15 protein-coding genes are annotated in these 17,785 nt (G+C 66.5%); 10 read left to right on the forward strand and 5 right to left on the reverse strand.

Annotated elements, in window-relative coordinates; genetic code table 11:
• The coding region (locus JWQ81_RS15740) for an RICIN domain-containing protein (protein ID WP_297542089.1) at positions 1-745 on the reverse strand (745 nt) is incomplete at its 3' end.
• A 516-nt stretch (positions 746-1,261) separates the two neighbouring features.
• On the opposite strand from JWQ81_RS15740, the gene JWQ81_RS15745 reads away from it, so the two are divergent.
• The 6 genes from JWQ81_RS15745 (at position 1,262) to JWQ81_RS15770 (ending at position 8,847) form a co-directional block, all read left to right on the forward strand.
• Complete coding sequence (locus JWQ81_RS15745; protein ID WP_297542092.1) at positions 1,262-3,610, forward strand: carbohydrate-binding protein; 2,349 nt, start codon at positions 1,262-1,264, stop codon at positions 3,608-3,610.
• 265 nt (positions 3,611-3,875) lie between these two features.
• Positions 3,876-4,562, forward strand: a complete 687-nt coding sequence (locus JWQ81_RS15750) for a TetR/AcrR family transcriptional regulator (protein WP_297542094.1) — start codon at positions 3,876-3,878, stop codon at positions 4,560-4,562.
• Between the two features lie 54 nt (positions 4,563-4,616).
• Positions 4,617-5,330: a TetR/AcrR family transcriptional regulator C-terminal domain-containing protein gene (locus JWQ81_RS15755; protein ID WP_297542096.1), complete on the forward strand. Its 714-nt coding sequence runs from the start codon at positions 4,617-4,619 to the stop codon at positions 5,328-5,330.
• Positions 5,331-5,443: 113 nt separating this feature from the next.
• Complete coding sequence (locus JWQ81_RS15760; RefSeq protein WP_297542098.1) at positions 5,444-7,039, forward strand: MDR family MFS transporter; 1,596 nt, start codon at positions 5,444-5,446, stop codon at positions 7,037-7,039.
• A 33-nt stretch (positions 7,040-7,072) separates the two neighbouring features.
• Positions 7,073-7,639, forward strand: a complete 567-nt coding sequence (locus JWQ81_RS15765) for an NAD(P)H-dependent oxidoreductase (protein ID WP_297542100.1) — start codon at positions 7,073-7,075, stop codon at positions 7,637-7,639.
• Positions 7,640-7,689: 50 nt separating this feature from the next.
• On the forward strand, positions 7,690-8,847 hold the full coding sequence (locus tag JWQ81_RS15770; RefSeq protein ID WP_297542114.1) for an NAD(P)/FAD-dependent oxidoreductase: 1,158 nt from the start codon (positions 7,690-7,692) through the stop codon (positions 8,845-8,847).
• A gap of 232 nt (positions 8,848-9,079) precedes the next feature.
• Here the strand turns inward: JWQ81_RS15770 and JWQ81_RS15775 are convergent, their stop codons facing one another.
• The gene (locus JWQ81_RS15775; RefSeq protein WP_297542102.1) at positions 9,080-9,913 is read right to left on the reverse strand and encodes an SDR family NAD(P)-dependent oxidoreductase; all 834 of its coding nucleotides are present in this window, start codon (positions 9,911-9,913) and stop codon (positions 9,080-9,082) included.
• A gap of 225 nt (positions 9,914-10,138) precedes the next feature.
• Between JWQ81_RS15775 and JWQ81_RS15780 the strand changes: the two genes are divergently transcribed.
• Positions 10,139-11,029 carry an AraC family transcriptional regulator gene (locus JWQ81_RS15780; RefSeq protein WP_297542104.1) on the forward strand — a complete coding sequence of 297 codons (891 nt, stop codon included), beginning with the start codon at positions 10,139-10,141 and terminating at the stop codon, positions 11,027-11,029.
• A gap of 34 nt (positions 11,030-11,063) precedes the next feature.
• Complete coding sequence (locus tag JWQ81_RS15785) at positions 11,064-12,233, forward strand: acyl-CoA dehydrogenase family protein (RefSeq protein ID WP_297542106.1); 1,170 nt, start codon at positions 11,064-11,066, stop codon at positions 12,231-12,233.
• A 33-nt stretch (positions 12,234-12,266) separates the two neighbouring features.
• Here JWQ81_RS15785 and JWQ81_RS15790 read toward each other — a convergent pair whose 3' ends face one another.
• Both JWQ81_RS15790 and JWQ81_RS44950 read right to left on the reverse strand, forming a co-directional pair.
• Positions 12,267-12,923: a LysR family transcriptional regulator substrate-binding protein gene (locus JWQ81_RS15790; protein WP_366942295.1), complete on the reverse strand. Its 657-nt coding sequence runs from the start codon at positions 12,921-12,923 to the stop codon at positions 12,267-12,269.
• A 78-nt stretch (positions 12,924-13,001) separates the two neighbouring features.
• On the reverse strand, positions 13,002-13,178 hold the full coding sequence (locus JWQ81_RS44950; RefSeq protein WP_366942296.1) for a LysR family transcriptional regulator: 177 nt from the start codon (positions 13,176-13,178) through the stop codon (positions 13,002-13,004).
• A gap of 190 nt (positions 13,179-13,368) precedes the next feature.
• Between JWQ81_RS44950 and JWQ81_RS15795 the strand changes: the two genes are divergently transcribed.
• Positions 13,369-14,004 carry a hypothetical protein gene (locus JWQ81_RS15795; RefSeq protein WP_297542108.1) on the forward strand — a complete coding sequence of 212 codons (636 nt, stop codon included), beginning with the start codon at positions 13,369-13,371 and terminating at the stop codon, positions 14,002-14,004.
• Between the two features lie 81 nt (positions 14,005-14,085).
• Here JWQ81_RS15795 and JWQ81_RS15800 read toward each other — a convergent pair whose 3' ends face one another.
• Complete coding sequence (locus tag JWQ81_RS15800) at positions 14,086-15,096, reverse strand: LacI family DNA-binding transcriptional regulator (protein ID WP_297542110.1); 1,011 nt, start codon at positions 15,094-15,096, stop codon at positions 14,086-14,088.
• A 156-nt stretch (positions 15,097-15,252) separates the two neighbouring features.
• Here JWQ81_RS15800 and JWQ81_RS15805 point away from each other — a divergent pair, with 156 nt between their 5' ends.
• Positions 15,253-17,187 (forward strand): glycoside hydrolase family 30 beta sandwich domain-containing protein, encoded by a 1,935-nt coding sequence (locus tag JWQ81_RS15805; protein WP_297542112.1) that lies wholly within the window; start codon positions 15,253-15,255, stop codon positions 17,185-17,187.
• The last annotated feature ends 598 nt before the right edge of the window (positions 17,188-17,785 follow it).

The following is a 17,785-nucleotide window of genomic DNA, read 5'->3' on the forward strand; positions in this document are numbered from 1 at the left end:
CCTGCTTGAGGCGGGCGAGGAAGGCCGGGTCGATGGTGTAGCTCGGCGCCCCGGTGGTCAGGTGCGGGTACCAGGTCACCGGGATGCGCAGGAAGTTGAACTTGGTGGCGATCTGGTCGATCATCGCTTTGGTGGTGGCCGGGTTGCCCCAGCAGGTCTCGCACGGGGTCGCGTCGAAGGAGTTACCCAGGTTCCAACCCGCCTTCAGCTGACTCCAGATGTCCGTGCCACCGCCACCACCGCTGGTGCCGTTCACGGTCCACTGCTGGTTCGCCGAGCCGCCACAGGCCCATATCTGGAGGGCGGAGCTGTTGGGACTTCCCGTGGCGTCCAGGCACTTGCCGGATTGCGGGTTGGTGATGGTTCCGTTGGAACCCACTTGCCACTGCTGCGCACCGGTGCCGTTGCAGTCATAGAGCTGCACCCGGGCGCCGTTCGCGGTCGAAGCGCCGTTCACGTCGAGACATCTGCCGGATTGCGGGTTGGTGATGGCTCCGTTCGAACCCGCCTGCCATTGCTGCGCGCCCGTGCCGTTGCAGTCATAGAGCTGCACCACGGCGCCGTTCGCGGTCCCCCCGGACGCGACATCGACACACCGACCACTCTGCTGGCCGACGATCGTGCCGGGGGTCGTCACCGCCGCCGCCGCGGTGCCGACATCCGTCCATGCCAAGGCCGTGGTCAGGACCGTGATGGAGACCGCGGCCAGTGCTCTGCGCCATCGGCGGGTGGGAATGGAGTGCATGGTGCTTCCTCCTGGTTGGTGATCAACGGTGCGGCGCCGGCGCTGTCGGCGGTGAGGATGGTGTTGTCGGCGCGTGTTCGCAGGCTGATGAACCGAGCTGGAAGCGCTCCCAGCGTCGAGTCTGATTTGGACCTTGCCTGGCGGTGAGGCCGGAGGCAGAGGCTTCGGTGGCGGTGTCGGTGGTGGCGAGCACACGGCGCGGAGGGCGTCGAGCGGACCCGGGTCCTCCCTGAACGCATCGTCGCGTTACGTTGCGTATGACATCGGAGGTGTTATAGCGCGACGACGCCGGTCGTGTCCAGGTCTAACGGCTCGACATCGTGCGACGATGATCCATCTCTACATTCATTGGATCTTTATCTCCGCTGGCCACGCGGGCTGCGATGATTTTCCGGAAAGCTGTCAGAAATTTTCTGAGCAGCGTCAAGATATTGTGCGAAGCCGTAGCGTTCTTGTACCGTGGGCGGTCCCCACCTCGGACTTTGGTCCGGACCACCTCACTGTCGAGGACTGGCAATGACCCCACGCTTGTTGTCTCCCCACCGACGAGCCGGCCTCGCACTCCTGGCTGCGTTCGTCCTCGTACCGGCCGGAATCGTCGCCTTCGCCCCAGGCTCGCCCGCAACCGCGGCGGTAGCGGCGGCAGCCGGCGCTACGACGTCGTTCAGCAGCTACGAAGCCGAGGCCGCCACGTTGAACGGCGGCGCCACCGTCGTCTCGCTGACCTCCGCGCCGACAAACCAGTACTCCAGCCCCACACTGGAGGCCTCCGGACACGCCTACGCCCATCTCGCCGGCAACGGGCAGTCGATCCAGTGGGCCAACAACACCGGCCAGCCGATCAGCTTCGTCAACGTGCGCGTCAGCATTCCGGACACGTCGTCGGGTGGCGGCAACACCGCGACGCTGGACCTGTACGTCAACGGCGCCTTCCGGCAGGCGCTCAGCGTGAACTCGAAACAGACCTGGCTGTACGAAGGCAACAACTACAACGGCAACGACCAGAACCCAGCCGACAACGATCCTCGCGTGTTCTTCGACGAGACGCACACCTTCGTCACCGGCGCGCCGATCGCGCCCGGCAGCACCTTCTCGCTGGTGAAGAACTCCGCCAACACCGCCGCTTCGTACGACGTCGACGTGGTCGACGTGGAGAACCCGCCGGCGCCGCTCGCCCAGCCGGACAACTCGATCTCCATCACCAGCTGCGGCGCCGTGGCCGACAACAACCCGACCAACGGCGGAGGGGACAGCCAGGCGGTCGACAGCACCGGCGCCATCCAGAACTGCATCAACCAGGCGCAGTCGCAGGGCAAGACCCTCTGGATCCCGCAGGGTACGTTCTCTCTGAAGGGCACGGCGGGCCTGCAGGCCCAGGGCATCACCATCGCCGGCGCCGGCGAGTGGTACAGCACCATCTACCGTGCCGTGCCGCTGCCCAACAACACACCGCTGGGCGCGATCTTCTCGGTGACCTCGTGCACCGTGCAGAACCTGCACCTCGACTCCAACGCCACCAGCCGGGACTCGGTGGACGGAGCCGGCGGGGCCATGGACGCCTCGGGCACGAACTGGGTCGCCAACGGCATCTGGACCCAACACACCCTGTCCGGCTTCTGGGCCTCCGGCACGGGCGGCACCGTGGAGAACAGCCGCCTGACCACGATCTGGGCCGACGGCATCAACCTCAACAACGTCTCGCTGAACGCGACCACCGGCAACAACCTGACGGCGAAGAACAACTTTGTGCGCGGCACCGGCGATGACGCGGTGGCGATCAACTCCGTGGCCTACAACACTAATGGCAGCTCGACGACGTACTACACCGCGATGTCGAACGTCACGCTCACCGGCAACACCAGCATCGCACCGTGGGGCGGCAAGGGTATCGGGATCTACGGCGGCAGCGGCCACCACGTGCAGGACAACTACATCAGCGACACCGCCCGGTACATCGGCCTCGGCGCGGGCCGGTTCGGCGTCAACGGCAACGACCTGTCGTCCACGACAGTGTCCGGCAACGTGGTCGTCCGTTCGGGCGGCAACGCCTACAACCAGGGCCAGCCCGCACTGCACGTCGGCAACGGCGGCGACGGCCACGAGGTCGGCTCCGTCGACGGGGTCACCGTCTCGGGCAACACGGTCAGCGATTCGGTGTACGACGCCGTCGGCTTCTCCCAGTCCACCAACACGCAGTTGCAGAACAACACGATCACTTCCCCGTGGCGCAACGGGATCGCCATCTCGCCGCCGTTCTATCCGGCGCCGACGGGGTCGGCCACGATCACCGGCAACAACGTGACCGGGCTGCGCTCCGGGGCCACGCCGTACGCCAACAGCTCCGGCGGTTTCACCGCCTCGGTGAGCGGCAACAGTTGGCAGAACTCCGCGGGCGAGGCGCCGTACGGCGGCACACCGGCCGCCGCGCCGGGCACCGTGCCGGCGGAGAACTACGACACCGGCGGCCAGGGCATCGCCTACAACACCAGTTCGGTCAACGGCAATGCCAACGGCTACCGGTCCGACGGCATCGACCTGGAGTCCACTTCGGACACCGGTGGCGGCTACAACCTGGGCTGGACCGCCGGCGGACAGTGGTTCCGCTACACGGTGAACGTGGCATCGGCCGGCAGGTACACCGTAAACCTGCGCGTCGCGGCCCCGTCCGCGGTGACCGGCGCGCTGCATCTGTCGAGCGCATCGGGGTCGGACCTCAGTGGCGCCGTCGCCATCCCGGCGACGGGCGGTTGGCAGAACTGGACCACGGTCACGGCCGCCGTCACCCTGCCCGCAGGACGGCAGGTCCTCACGCTCAACCAGGACAACGGCGGGTGGAACATCAACTCCCTTTCCTTCTCCGCGTAGGGAAATGCCCGATAGGCCCGCCATCGGGAGTTGGCCGTGTCGTGCAGGATGTCCGTTTCGCAACTCGACGGCGAGTTGCGGTCGATGCGATCATCGGGACGGCGGAGCACACCTCGGTCGAGCACATGTTCGTCGACTGATGGAGATCGTCGGGGACGTCGACGAATCGCTCGAGACCGTCCGGCGCGTGTTGCACCGGTGCTCGTGACGCGGCGGTAAGGCGGGTGAACTTGTTCGCTACGAACGCATTCGGTACGTTCGTAGTATGCCTGCACATCATCAGCCGGTCAGCCGCCGGGAGCGTCCTGCCAAGCCCGCGCTGACCCGTGAGGGGATCGTCGCGACCGCGGTGCGGGTGATGCGGTCCGAAGGTCTCGAGCGTGTCACGATGCGGCGTCTGGCTACGGAGCTCGACACCGGCCCGGCCTCGCTGTACGTCTACGTGACCAACACCGTCGAGCTTCACGCGGCCATCCTCGAGGAGATGTTGGGCGAGGTCGACCTCGGGCCGGTCGCGGCCGCGGGGGACTGGCGTGAGCGGATCGATGCCGTTCTCTCCTCCTACCGGCACGTGCTCTACGAGAATCCGGGTCTGGCCCGCTCAGCGCTCGTCGCGCGCCCGTCGGGCCCCAACTACCTGAATCTCGTGGAGGCGTTGCTGGTCCTGCTCGGCGAAGGCGGGGTCCCGGACGCGCAGGCGGCCTGGGGCGTGGACCTCCTGCTGCAGGACACCACCGCGAACGCGGCCGAGCACGCCGGCCGCGACGATTCAGGCAGCTCCACGAACGAGTGGAATTTGCTCGCCGCAGCGCTGGCGGACGCATCGTCGACCAGCACGCCGCGCATCGCCGCGCTTGGTGCGCAATTGCTGTCCGGACCTCCGTTGCGGCGCCGGAAGTGGGCTGTCCGGACGCTCCTCGACGGCATGCTGCACACGCCGCTGCCGGAGTAGACGCTCACAACTTTCCGAATGGTGCTCGTCACGAGCAGTGCTTAGTGTCCGGCTATGCGGCAAAGTTCACTGCACGTTCCGGTGAGCCGGCGCGACCGCCCGGCCAAGGCGCCACTGAGTCGTGCGGCCATCGTCGAGACCGGGCTCGATCTGCTCGTGGCGGGAGGTCTGGCGAACCTGAGCCTGCGCAGGATCGCCACAGCGCTCGACACTGGGTCGGCCTCGCTCTATGTGTACGTCGAAAACTTGAGCCACCTGCAGGCCCTGATGCTCGACGCGGCGTACGGGGAGATTGCGTATCGCCCCGACCTGCCGCCGGGTGAGCGGGTCGGGGCGGCGTTGAGGTCTCTGCGCGACGTACTGCTGCGCCGCCGCGGCCTGGCGCAGATCGCCGCGGGAACAATGCCCGAGGGTGAGAAGTCGCTGCGCCTGAACGAGTTCCTCTTGGACGGCCTGCTCGAGGCGGGCGTGCCGGCCGAGCGTGCGGCCTGGGGGATCGATCTGCTGGTCCTGCAGGTCACTGCGAAGGCCGCTGAGCTCACCGCGTGGCGTGAGCCGGGCGATGTGATCGCTCGCTGTGAGCGGGCCTACGCCGGCGCGCCGGCCGAGACATACCCGCGCCTGAGCCAACTGCACGATCTCATCTTCGCGGGCCCAGGAGCGAGCCGCTTCGACTGGGCGCTTCAGGTGCTGATCCGCGGCATCGCCGACACGCCGCTGCCGAGCCGGCTCGACTCGTCGGAGCACACGGCGGCGCCGCAGCAGTAGCTCATCCTCCCGCCACCTCGATGACCGCCGTCACGAACGCATTCGCTGCGAACTTGCTCGTAACGAACATGTTCGTTAGAGTGGAGGCGTCCCGTCCAGGAAGGAGTAACGCCATGTCCACGACCACCGCGACCGGCGGCGACGCCATACCCGTCGTGCCGAAGAACATCCGCTGGATCATGCTCGGCATCCTGCTGGCCATGCTGCTCTCGCAGCTCGACGGCCTGATCGTCGGCACCGCGATGCCCACGATCGTCGACGAGATCGGCGGCCTGAACCATATTTCCTGGGTGGTGACCGCCTACACCCTGACCTCTGCGTGCTCGACCCCGGTCTGGGGCAAGCTCGGCGACTTGTACAACCGCAAGAACTTGTTCCTTGGCTCGATCGTGGTGTTCATCGTCGGCTCGGTACTCTCGGGCCAGGCGAACTCGATGGGTGAGTTGATCGGTTTCCGCTCTCTGCAGGGCATCGGGGCGGGCGGCCTGATGGCCGGGGCCTTCGCTCTGATCGGCATCCTGCTCCCGCCGCGCGAGCGCGGCAAGTACCAGGGCATGGTGGCGATCGTCCAGGCCGTCGGCAGCATCGGCGGCCCGCTGGTGGGTGGTTTCGTCACTTCCCACCTGGGTTGGCGTTGGGCGTTCTACATCAATATCCCCATCGGTGTGCTGTGTATCGTTTGGTGTGCCTTGATGCTGCACCTGCCTGTTGTCCGCCGTGGCAAGGTCGTGATCGATTGGCTCGGCATTACGCTGCTGACCACGGCTATCACTGCCCTCGTGTTGGCCGCGACCTGGGCTGGAAGTACCTACGCCTGGGGTTCTTGGCAGATCCTCGGCCTCGCTGCGGCCGTAGTGCTCTTGTTGGTCGGCTTAGTCGCCACTGAGCGCCGGGCCGTCGAGCCGCTGCTGCCGTTGCGGATCTTCACCGGGCACCGCAACTTCCCGATTTCCGCGGTGCTGCTGGTCGTTGCCGGCGTGGCCATGTTTGGCGCCACGCTGTACCTGCCGCTCTACCAGCAGACCGTGCAAGGCGCTTCGGCGGCGAACTCCGGCATCCTGCTGTTGCCGATGATGGCCGGCACCGTGGTCGCTTCCGTGATCGCGGGCAAGGTCATGGTGAAGACCGGCAGGTACAAGATCTTCCCGGTGCTCGGTGCCGCCGTGCTCGCTGTCGGCATGGAACTGCTGTCCACTATGGACACTACGACCTCGCGGCTGGTTACCAGCGCCTTCATGGTCCTGGTCGGGGTGGGTGTCGGATTCACTATCCAGATGGCTAACACCATCGCCCAAAACGCCGTGCAGCTCAAGGACATGGGCGCTGCGTCGGCAGGCACCAGCCTGTTCCGCACACTCGGCGGTTCGGTGGGAGTGGCGATCTTCGGATCGCTGTTCGCCCGCGCTGTGGCCGGGACCGGGGTAGGCAGCGCGCCGGCCGGGGCCCCGAGGCCTCGGCCGTCACCGGACTCTCGGCCGACGCCAAGGACGTCTACCTGCAGGCGGTCGCCCACGGCACCCAGAACATTTTCCTGGTCGGAGCCCTGTGCGCCGCGGTCGCCTTCCTCGCCGCCGTATTCATCAAGGAAATCCCGCTGCGCGGTGCGCCCGGCTCGGCCCAGAACACCGCGAAGGAAGCCGGGGGGCAATCAGCCGTCACCACTTGACCCTCCGTCCTTCCAGCGCCTGCCGCGGTGCACATGCTCGTGAACAGCGGGCTCGACCATTCAAATGGAGAAACCCATGGATTCGATGAACATCGGTGTTTTGCTCGGCTCGACGCGCGAAGGGCGCAAGGGCGCGGCGGTCGCCGAGTGGGTACTCGAGGCCGTCGCCGAACGCCCCGCGCGCTATGCGCTGATCGACCTCGCTGATCACCCGATGCCGCACCTGAACGAGCCGATCCCTCCGGCCGCCGGGCGCTACACGCATGACCACACGAAGGCGTGGGCGAGCCATATCCACGGATTCGACGCGTTCGTGATCGTGACGCCGGAGTACAACCACCAAATCCCCGCGGTGCTGAAAAACGCGCTGGACCACGTGTTCGCCGAGTGGGCGCACAAGCCGGTCGGCTTCGTCGGATACGGGGTCGTGGGCGGGGCACGGGCCCTGGACCAGTTGCGCGTCCTATCGGGGGTCCTCGGCATGCTCGACGTGCAGCCCCAGGTCGAGCTGTCGGTGCTCACCGACTTCGAGGGCGCGACAGTGGCGCGCGAGGGGCGGCACGTCACGGCGCTTGCCAAGGTCCTGGACGCCGTAGAGGGCTGGGCACCGCTGGCCAGGACCTACCGGGAGTCGCGGGGATGACAGGACTCCCGACCACCGACGCACCCGCCAACCAGATCGAAGGGACCAACATGACCACCAACACCCCGCACCACCCCATCGCGATCATCGGCGCCGGCCTGGGCGGACTGACCATGGCCGCCGTCCTGCACGCCAACGGCATCACCGCGCCGCTCTTCGAGCTCGAGGCCGGCCGCAACGTGCGGACCCAGGGCGGCATGCTCGACATCCACGACGACACCGGGCAGAAAGCGCTGCAGGCCGCAGGCCTGTTCGACCAGTTCACCAAGCTCGTCCACGTCGGCGGCGAGAGCCAGCGCGTACTTGACCACCATGGCACCGTGCTGTTCGAAAACAAGGAAGTCGACGGCTTCACGCGCCCTGAGATTGACCGCGGGCATCTGCGTGACCTTCTGCTCGACGCACTGCCCGACGGCGCAGTGCACTGGGGATGCCGGGTGATCGCCGTCCGCCCGCTCGAAGAGCCCGTCGGCCGCCACGAGGTGACCCTCGCGAACGGCCAGAGTTTCACCACCGACCTGTTGGTCGGCGCCGACGGAGCCTGGTCGAAGGTACGGGCGCTCGTCTCCGACGCGCTCCCGGCCTACACCGGCATCTCCTTCATCGAAGGAGATCTGGAGGAGGCCGACGAGCGCCATCCCGACCAAGCTGTCGTGATGGGCCCTGGGATGCTGTTCGCCCTCGGCGGTGGTGCCGGCATCATCGGACACCGCGAGACAGACGGCAGCCTGCACTTCTACCTCGGCCACCACGCCGAGGAAGGTTGGATCGACTCCGTCGACTTCACCGACACCGAGGCCGGCAAGGCCGCGGCACTCGGCGTGCTCGACGGCTGGGCACCTGAACTGCGCGGGCTTGTCGCGAACGCCGACGCCGCGCTGACCCCGCGCCGCATCCACGCCCTGCCTCCCATCCACACGTGGGACCGCACACCAGGGGTGACTCTCCTGGGCGACGCCGCGCACCTGATGTCCCCGTTCGCAGGGGAAGGCGCGAACCTCGCCATGTACGACGGCTACCAGCTCGCCTTCGCTATCGCCGCCAACCCTGGCGACACCGAGAAAGCCGTAGCCGAGTATGAGGCCGAGCTCTTCCCCCGGGCACAGGTCTCCGCGACAGATTCGGCAGACAGCCTCGTGACGCTCTTCTCTGACGGCGCAGCCCAGACACTCGCGACCACGTTCGACGGGTACTACCGCCAGAGATAAGTTCGCCACTGAAAAGCACTGATCCAAGCCCCCGTCGGTCTGTAACTCCACCAGGCCGTTTGCGAAAGTGTCTTGAGGACGACGCAACTCCGGCAGAGCCGTTTCGGTCTGCCGGAGTTGCGCGGCTTCCGGGGGCCGATCACCACCTTCATGCTCTCGGTGAGGTCGAGAGCGTCCGGGGTCGCCGGCGCAACCTACAGGTCGGGTGCACCCAATCGTGCGGTGGACGGAGTCAGCTGATCTGCTGGCCGACGAGTTGGGCGGAACGTTCCCACAACACGCGGGCCACGTCGGCATCGAGGGTTTGCGAGTGGTTCCGCCGTGCGGGCCTGCGTTTTTCGTAGTAGGTGCCGGATTCCCAGGCGGTGCCCGGAGCCGATTCGGCCAGCCACACGAGTTGGTCGGCGCCCTTTTCGGGGGTGACCATGAAGCTGCGGCCGATGCGGCTGTTGTAGATGCGCTTCATGAAGCTGTCGGACTCGGTGGCGAAGCTGGTAGCGACCGCGCCGGGGTGGAACGCGGCCGCGGACAGGCCTTGGGTGTGGAAGCGGCGGTGGAGTTCCTTGGTGAACAGGATGTTCTCGAGTTTCGCGGTGCCGTACGCCCGTTGCGGGGTGAAGTCGGAGTCGTGGTCGAGGTCGTCCAGGTCGAGCTTGCCGAACAGCCGTGCGCCGGAGCTCGAGGTCTGGATCACCGAGGCGTGGCTGCTCACCAGTTTGTCGATGAGGAGGTTGGTGAGCAGGAACGGCGCAAGGTGGTTGATCTGGAACGTCTTCTCGAAGCCGTCGGCGGTCTTGGCGCGATCGCCGAAGATCCCGCCGGCATTGTTGACCAGCACGTCGATGCGCCCGTACGTCTCGTTCAGCCTCGCAGCGAGGCCACGGACTTCGTCCAGGCGCGCGAAGTCCGCCAGGAAGTGGTCGGCACCGAGTTCCTTTGCGACAGCGAGGGTCTTCTCGGGGGAGCGCCCCACGACGACGACTTGGTGACCGTCCTTGTGCAACTGGCGGGCGCCGGCGGCGCCGATCCCGTCACTGGCGCCGGTGATGACGATGGTCTTGGGCATGAGTTGTTTCCTTCGTGTTGCTGCTTCCAACGAATGCACGATCGCCTTGCGGCTGGGCCCACGCTGACAGGACGACGAGACACCGCTGAGGCGATCCCGAACACCATTGAACGACGCGGCGTCAAGATCGCCTAGGCCAAAACGCTCGAACCACTGCATGATCCGCTCAATGTTGCCTGGATCATGGTGTTGGACGTGGTCCCGGGTCCATGATTCACTCGACTGATGAGTCACTTGGCTGAACTCGGGCGCCGGATCGCACGACTCGCCGGGGACAATCCATGTCCACTGTGGATCGAGGGCGTGGTGGTGTTCGCCGCCGAGCGTGTGACCGAGCCGATGGGCACGGTCGTCGAACCGATGCTCACACTGGTTGCGCAAGGCGCGAAGTGCTCGGTACTGGGTGACCATGTCTTCGAGCAGCAGCCCGGCCAGATCGCCGTGATGACCGTCGACCTTCCGCTGATCTCGCGGATCAGCCGAGCCAGCCCCAGCACGCCGTTCCTTGGCCTCGGGCTGCCGATCGAACCCGCGATCATCGCGCAGCTGCTGGTAGACGGCGGTCCCACTACGATCCGCCCGCACGACGGACCGGGCATAGCGGTCGACGACGCGGACGACAACCTGCTCGACGCCATCGTCCGGCTGATGCGTCTACTCGACGAGCCGCGTGACTTCCGGGTGCTGGCGGCCGGAGTACGACGCGAGATTCACTGGTGGCTGCTCAACGGTCCGCAAGCGGCCATGATCAGGCAGGCCGGGATCGCCGACAGCCGGCTGGCCCTCGTCGCCCGAGCCATCGGGTGGATCAGGACCCGGTACGACCGCGTGATCCGGATCGACGACCTCGCCTCGTATGCCGGCACCAGTGTCTCGTCTCTCAACCGGCATTTCCGTGCCGTGACAGCGATGAGCCCGCTGCAGTATCAGAAACAGGTAAGACTGCACAAAGCGCGCGCCGAGCTCATCGCGGCACCACATGACGTGGCCGCGATCGGATACTCGGTCGGGTACGACAACCCCTCGCAATTCAGTCGAGAGTACCGGCGAATGTTCGGCGCGCCGCCAGGACAGGACGCGATAAGGCTGCAAAGCATGGCCATCATCCAGGAGTAGGCCTGGAACCACTACGGAGAGATGCGGATTCACTGTGAACGAAGAAAACAGCCCGGGTCGCGTCGACTCCCTCGTCGCGGTCGGCCCCGTCCTGCGGGCCCATGCCGCCGACGCCGAACGCGCGAATCGGTTGTCCGAGGAGGCAGTGAAGGCGCTGCGTGAAGCGGGACTCTTCCGGCTCGGGGTACCGAGGCCCTTCGGCGGCCGTGCGGCCGGGCTCACCGCCAGTGTCGAGGTTATCGCCGAGTTGGCCAAGTCCTGTCCGTCCAGCTCGTGGGTTGTCGCCGTCTCCTATGGCGCACAACAGATCGCAGCCCGTTTCGCCGAGCGTACTCGCCGCGGGCTGTGGGCTGATGATCCGGATCAGGCGTTCTGCGGGTCGCTCACCAGCATTGCCGCGTCGGCGGTGCGGGTGCCGGGTGGCCAGATCGTCACTGGACGGTGGGGTTGGGCCTCCGGCGCGTACCAGGCCGTTTGGGCCGTGCTCACCATGCCCATCATGGACGAGCGCAACGAGGTCGTCGATCAGGGCGTGGCCCTCGTGCCCATGTCCAATCTGTCCATTGTGGATACCTGGAACATGATGGGCATGCGCGGGACCGGCACGAACACGCTGACCGCGTCGGACGTATTCATTCCTGAAGAAAGGATCTTGTCCTTCGCGAAGGTCATTCAGCCGGCCGAGACGATCGAAGCGAACTACCGGACCTCGCTCGGGTCACTGGCGCTGACGTTCGTGGCGACCATGCTCGGTGCGACGGAAGAGGTGTTCGACGCGACGATGCGGGTGGTCGCGGGGGACAAGCCACTGAGTGATTCATGCTACGAGCGCCTTGCCGACGCGCCGAGTATCCGATCGGACATTGCCAACGCTCGCAATCTCATCGACTCCGCCCGGTTGCATGTGCTCCGCTCGGCGAACTGGGCTGACGCTGTCGTGGAGGGCGGTGCTGAACTCGACGAGGTGGCCAGGGCCCGGTTGCGTATGGACGCGGGGTACGCATCGAAGGCGCTGCGCACGGCTGCCGATCTGCTGGTCAACGTCGGCGGCGCAAGCTCACTTTCCGCCACCAACCCGGTTCAGCGGTACTGGCGCGACATCCACACGGCTGCTCGACACCCGACGATCACCACCGAACTCAGCGAAGAGATCTACGGGCACGCGCTCGTCGGCAGTGGCCAGCGGGTGAGCCCGCTCGTCTGAAATCCTGGCCACTCGGCCACTCGGCCACTGGCGTCACGCCGAGCCGAGAAGTTGGACCATGTGGGGCGGCGTGACCGCGGTTGCGTCGGCGACGGCGTCGACGAAGGCGGCGGTGATCGGGTCGGCGCGGACTCGGGTGTAGACACTCAGCGGCCGGTAGATGGGCGGGTCGGGGCGAAGCAGGATGCCGTCGAAATGCGGTGGGACGATGTTGCTCGGTACGAGCGCGAGTCCGAGACCGGCGCGCGCGAGCGACAGTGCGGAGGGGCCTTGTTCCGTCCGTACCGACACGCGTGGCTGGAATCCTGCCGCCGAGCAGGCCTGTTCGAGGAAATGTGACAGGCCGCTGTGAGCGGTGAAGTGAATCCAGTCGTATTCCGAGAGCTCGGCCAAGCTGATGTTCTTCCGGCCGGTGGGCACGCCGGAAGTGGCCGAGGCCGCGATCACGAACTCCTCGGCACCGATCTCACGCACCGGGCCCTCCCAGCCTCCCGGCGTGGGCCCGACGGCGAGGTCGGCCTGCCCCGCTTCCATTGCGGCCACCAGGTCGTCGGTGTGCCGGAACTCGACGAGATGGGCCTGAACCTCGGCGTAGTGGCGGCGCCAAGCCAGCAGCGCGGCGGGTACGACGCCGACGCTGATCGAGTACAGAGTGCCGATGTGCAGCTCTCCGGTGGCAAGACCGGACACCCGCTTCGCTGCGCTGCTGACCCGTTCGGCGTGGGCCAGGCTGGCTCTGGCGTGCGCAGCACCGTCCGTCCGGCGGCGTCAGGCGCACTTTCCTCGGTAGGCGCTCCAGGAGCGGGCCCCCGAGCTCTCGCTCCAACGCCAGAATCTGATGGACAGCCCCGGCCGGCTGACGTGCAGGAGTTCCGAGGCGCGGGTGAAGGATCCCTCGTCCGCCACGGCTACGAAGTACTCAAGCTGGCGTAGCGAAACCGTCATGCACGGAACTTATCAGACCGAGACGGATTACCTGTTGGACACGGGAACGGCAGGCGGGCATGATTGAGCACAGTTCCTCGGCGCTGGAATTACTGAATCCGGGAATGCGCTTAATCTTCTTGAGAACAAGAGGTCTATCATCGACGAATCACTATTTTCCGGGAAAGAATCTCCTCGACGCAGAATTCGCATGCTCTGCTTGCACGGCTATCACGGAAGTGCGGCGATCCTGCGTCAGCAGATGCAACCGCTGTTCGGCGATCTGCGGTCCACCGTGGAATTCATCGAGGTCGACGCTCCTTCACTGGCGGCCGGAGACTTCGGCTGGTGGCACGGAAACTTCCCAGTCTCGCAGGGAGAATACCGTGGCTGGCAGCGAACGCGAGACTGGCTGATCGACCTGTTCGATCGGCAGGGGCCGTTCGACGGCGTCTTCGGTTTCAGCCAGGGTGCCGCGCTGACCGGCGTTCTTCCCGGCTTACGCGCGCCGGACGGAAAAGTGTCCGAGCGGACACCGCTGGTATTCGATTTCGCGATCATGGCCGGCGGGTTCCGCAGTGAAGCGGTCGAACACAAGAGGCTCTTCACGGTGAAGGAAGGATACCAGTTGCCTTCCTTGCACATTATGGGCAGCGCGGACACCGTTGTCCCGATCGCCGATTCCCTCACTTTGGCCCGGCAGTTCGCCGCACCGACGGTTCTCGAACACGGCGGTGGCCATGTCATCGCGGCGACTTCGGAAGTCCGGGCACACGTCGTCGCCTTCCTGCGGCATCGCGCCGAGCGCGGTGCCACCTCCACGCAAGGAGGCTCTGGTGGTGACTGATGAGGCTGAGGCCCTGGACCTGTCGGCAGCCGTTCGCTCACACGGGTGCTGTCGCCGAGCCGCCGCCGAAATCCGGGCGCCTCAGCGAAGCGGTGCGGGGCCGGTGGAATCGCGCACGATCAGTTCGGTGGCGAGTTCGACGTGCAGCGCGTCCAGTTGGTGCCCGTCGAGAAGGCGGACGAGCAGGCTGACGGCCATGCGGCCCATCTCCTGCAGCGGCTGGCGCACGGTGGTGAGCATCGGGCTGGTGGCCTGCGCGATGTCGGCGTCGTCGAAGCCGGTGACGGACAGGTCCTGCGGCACGCGCAGGCCGCGCTGGGCGGCCGCGGCCAGCGCGCCGACAGCGACCTTGTCGTTGAACGCGACCAGTGCGGTGGGCGCCTTCGGCAGGTCGAGCAGCTCGTCCGCGGCGCGTTTGCCGTAGTCCACCGTCGGTTCCGCGGTCCGGATCAGCTCCGGGGCGACCAGGATGTCGACATCGGCGAGCGCGGAGATGTGCCCGGACAGGCGGGTTCGCCCGGCCAGCCAGTTGTGCGGTCCGCCGAGTACGCCGATCCGCCGATGACCCAGTGCCACCAGATGCTCCGCCACTTCGCGCGCGCCGGCGAAGTGGGCCGCGGACACCGAAGCCATGTTGGGCAGCGTGGGGGTCCGAGGATCCACCACCACAAAAGGAAATCCGCGTTCCCGCAGGTCCACGAGCTCATCTCGCGGTTCGGGTGGCAGGATCAGGATGGCACCGTCGATTCCGCCTCGGGCCGCCAGCGTGGGGAGGACCGCTTTCCGCTGCGCACTTTCGCCCGCGTCGAGGATCACCTGCCTGCCGTGCAGTTCCAGTGTTTCGGCGATGGACGAGACGATGAGCCCGAAGTAGTCGGTCAGCCGGTAGGGGCAGCGCAGGTAGACCGAGCCGGTGGCCGTCGTCCGGCGGAGGGGTGCGCCCAGCCGCTCGGCGGCCTGGCGAACCAGCTCGCGGGTGTCCGGGGCGACGTGGGCATGATCGTTGAGGACCCTCGAAACCGTGGCGATGGAGACCCCGGTCACCGCGGCGATGGCTCGGACGCTGGCCCGTCCCTGCACCCGACTAGTCATCTGTTACAGCCGCTTGTTTCATATCCGCAGCTTATCGCCTGTCCCGCAGCTGTCACGTAGTGCTTGACAGTGCCCCGATCCGGTGGTTTCGTGTGCCGAGCACGCCTGTTCCAAGAGTGTTTCACAAGTGTTACATTTCACTCGGAGGCCGGTCCCATGCGCAGAAACTCCCCAGCGTTGATCGCCCTCTGCGGCGCACTGGTGGCCTCCGCCTTCGCCGGAGCTGGCGCGACCGCGGTGGCCTCTCCGGCGTACGCAGGCACCGCACACGTGTGGATCACGACGCCGGATGGCACCGACAAGCTGTCGGATCTGGGCACGGTGGCCTTGACCAGCGACGCGAGCACCGCCCCCACGGTCGTCGTCGATCCGAGCCGCACCTTCCAGACGATGTCCGGTTTCGGCGCGTCGCTCACCGATTCCTCCGCGGCCGTCCTTTCCGCCCTGCCGCCGAATACCCGCGCCGAGACGATGCGTTCGTTGTTCGACCCGAGCACTGGTGACGGCCTGGACTTCCTGCGCCAGCCCATCGGCGCGTCCGATTTCGCGGCAAAGGCCTCGTACACCTACGACGACCTGCCGACCGGGCAGACCGATTACGAGTTGCGGAAGTTCAGTATCGCGCACGACCAGAGCCAGATATTGCCACTGCTCCGGGAAGCTCGACAGCTGAACCCGAGCCTCCAGATCCTTGCCACCCCGTGGAGTCCGCCCGCGTGGATGAAGACCGGCGGCTCGCTCGTCGGCGGACGCCTGATCGACGATCCGCGCATCTACCGCGCCTATGCCGCCTATCTGGTGAAATTCGTGCAGGCCTACCGGGACAACGGCGTGCGCGTCGACAGCATCACGGTGCAGAACGAGCCCCAGAACCGAACTCCCGCCGGCTACCCCGGCACCGATATGTCCTCGGTGCAGGAGGCGAAGGTCATCGCCGACCTCGGGCCGATGCTGCGCCGCGCGGGCCTCGACACGAAAATCCTGGGATACGACCACAACTGGTCCGAGCATCCCAACGACGCCGCCGCGACCCCGCCCGACGAGACAGCCGATATCAACGACTACCCCCAGCAACTGCTCGACACCGACGCGGCGCGCTACATTTCCGGCATCGCCTACCACTGCTACTCCGGCGACCCGAGCGCGATGACCACGCTGCACAACGAGTTTCCGGCCAAGGACATCTACTTCACCGAATGCTCGGGCAGCCAGTCGTCCGATCCGGCGAACACCTTCTCCGACACGCTCAAGTGGCACACCCGCAACCTCGTCCTCGGCGCTACCCGCAACTGGGCCAAGAGCGTGGTCAACTGGAACATCGCCCTCGATCCCCAAGGCGGGCCGCATGTCGGCGGTTGCACCACCTGTACCGGAGTATTGACCATCAATCCTGATGGGACAGTCGTCCGCAACGCCGAGTACTACACGCTTGGTCACCTGGCCCGGTTCGTCAAACCGGGAGCGGTCCGGATCGCGAGTACTTCTTTCGGGACCACCGGATGGAACGGCCAGGTCATGGACACGGCGTTCCGCAACCCGGACGGAAGCACGGTTCTGGTCGCGCACAACGAGAACGACTCCCCGCAGACGTTCGCGGTGCGTGAAGGCGGCCGGGGGTTCACCTACACACTGCCCGGTGGTGCACTGGCGACCTTCGTCTGGAACGGCCCGCGAACCAACGGCGAAGTCGCGCTCGACCCGGCAGGGTGGTCGGCGGTCTCCGATCCCACCGGCAGCGGAGCCGCGCAAGCCGTGGACGACGACGCGAGCACCCGGTACAGCTCCGGGGCCGCACAGGAGCCCGGCCGCTACCTCCAGGTGGACTTCGGCAAAGTGCGAGTGGCGCGGCAGGTGGTCTTCGACAGCGGTGCCGCGACCGGTGACTTCCCCCGCGGCTACACCGTCACCACGAGCATCGACGGCCGGCATTGGACCACCGCGGTGGCCAATGGTGTTGGCACAGGCCAATTCACCACGGTCAACCTGAACTACCGACCCGCTCGGTACGTGCGGATGACGTTGACCGCGTCGTCGACCAGCTGGTGGAGTGTCGCTGACGTGCGCGCTTACTTCGGCGGCTGGGGGAACTGACCCCGACGCGACAGGCACCGGGGCGGCCACCTTGACCGCGTAGGACGCCAATGCCTGGAACCTCAAGGGAAGGGGTGGTCGCGTTGTGTGGTCGGCGGCGGTCTACAGAGGCCGGGACGGGAGCGGAGAGGCAGTTGCGTCCGATGTCTTCGTCACCAGGGTTCGGGGAGGACCCCTCAGGGCCATCCTGATGGCGGCCGCCGCGTTGGCGTTGAACCTGGATCCACCGATGGTGGAGGGTGGTGATCTTGGTCGGATCCGTCGGTGTTGCTGCGAGTTGCGATTCGGGAAGCGCCGTCACCGTCGTGCGTGCGCTCCCGTCTACTGGAGCAAGGACAGGGGCTGAGAGGGACTGCGGTGCGGATCCGAGCGCTACTCCCGTCACTCGGTGGCTGCCGAGGCTCGCTGCGCCCGGTCCCCCGATTCAGTACCGCGGATGGCCTTCGCAAGTCGACGGCGAGTTGCGAAAGCCGGGGAATGCAGTCAGGGCTCGTCAGTGTCGCGGCCGGGTGATCCGGTCGCGGCACTCACGAGCCCTGGAGTGGGTCGGTATTCTGTTACAGGTGAACGGTGTTGCGCCTGGGTCTTCGAAGCGGAT

The sequence above is a fragment of the Amycolatopsis sp. genome (genome assembly GCF_025464955.1).
In the GTDB taxonomy this organism is placed as follows: domain Bacteria; phylum Actinomycetota; class Actinomycetes; order Mycobacteriales; family Pseudonocardiaceae; genus Amycolatopsis.

Excerpts from the sequence above, each read along its gene's own strand:
- JWQ81_RS15770 (WP_297542114.1), top strand. The coding sequence starts at position 7,690 with ATGACCACCAACACCCCGCACCACCCCATCGCGATCATCGGCGCCGGC.
- JWQ81_RS15755 (WP_297542096.1), top strand. The coding sequence starts at position 4,617 with ATGCGGCAAAGTTCACTGCACGTTCCGGTGAGCCGGCGCGACCGCCCG.
- JWQ81_RS15760 (WP_297542098.1), top strand. The coding sequence starts at position 5,444 with ATGTCCACGACCACCGCGACCGGCGGCGACGCCATACCCGTCGTGCCG.
- JWQ81_RS15800 (WP_297542110.1), bottom strand. The coding sequence starts at position 15,096 with ATGACTAGTCGGGTGCAGGGACGGGCCAGCGTCCGAGCCATCGCCGCG.
- JWQ81_RS15765 (WP_297542100.1), top strand. The coding sequence starts at position 7,073 with ATGGATTCGATGAACATCGGTGTTTTGCTCGGCTCGACGCGCGAAGGG.
- JWQ81_RS44950 (WP_366942296.1), bottom strand. The coding sequence starts at position 13,178 with ATGACGGTTTCGCTACGCCAGCTTGAGTACTTCGTAGCCGTGGCGGAC.
- JWQ81_RS15775 (WP_297542102.1), bottom strand. The coding sequence starts at position 9,913 with ATGCCCAAGACCATCGTCATCACCGGCGCCAGTGACGGGATCGGCGCC.
- JWQ81_RS15795 (WP_297542108.1), top strand. The coding sequence starts at position 13,369 with ATGCTCTGCTTGCACGGCTATCACGGAAGTGCGGCGATCCTGCGTCAG.
- JWQ81_RS15805 (WP_297542112.1), top strand. The coding sequence starts at position 15,253 with ATGCGCAGAAACTCCCCAGCGTTGATCGCCCTCTGCGGCGCACTGGTG.
- JWQ81_RS15750 (WP_297542094.1), top strand. The coding sequence starts at position 3,876 with ATGCCTGCACATCATCAGCCGGTCAGCCGCCGGGAGCGTCCTGCCAAG.
- JWQ81_RS15780 (WP_297542104.1), top strand. The coding sequence starts at position 10,139 with ATGAGTCACTTGGCTGAACTCGGGCGCCGGATCGCACGACTCGCCGGG.
- JWQ81_RS15745 (WP_297542092.1), top strand. The coding sequence starts at position 1,262 with ATGACCCCACGCTTGTTGTCTCCCCACCGACGAGCCGGCCTCGCACTC.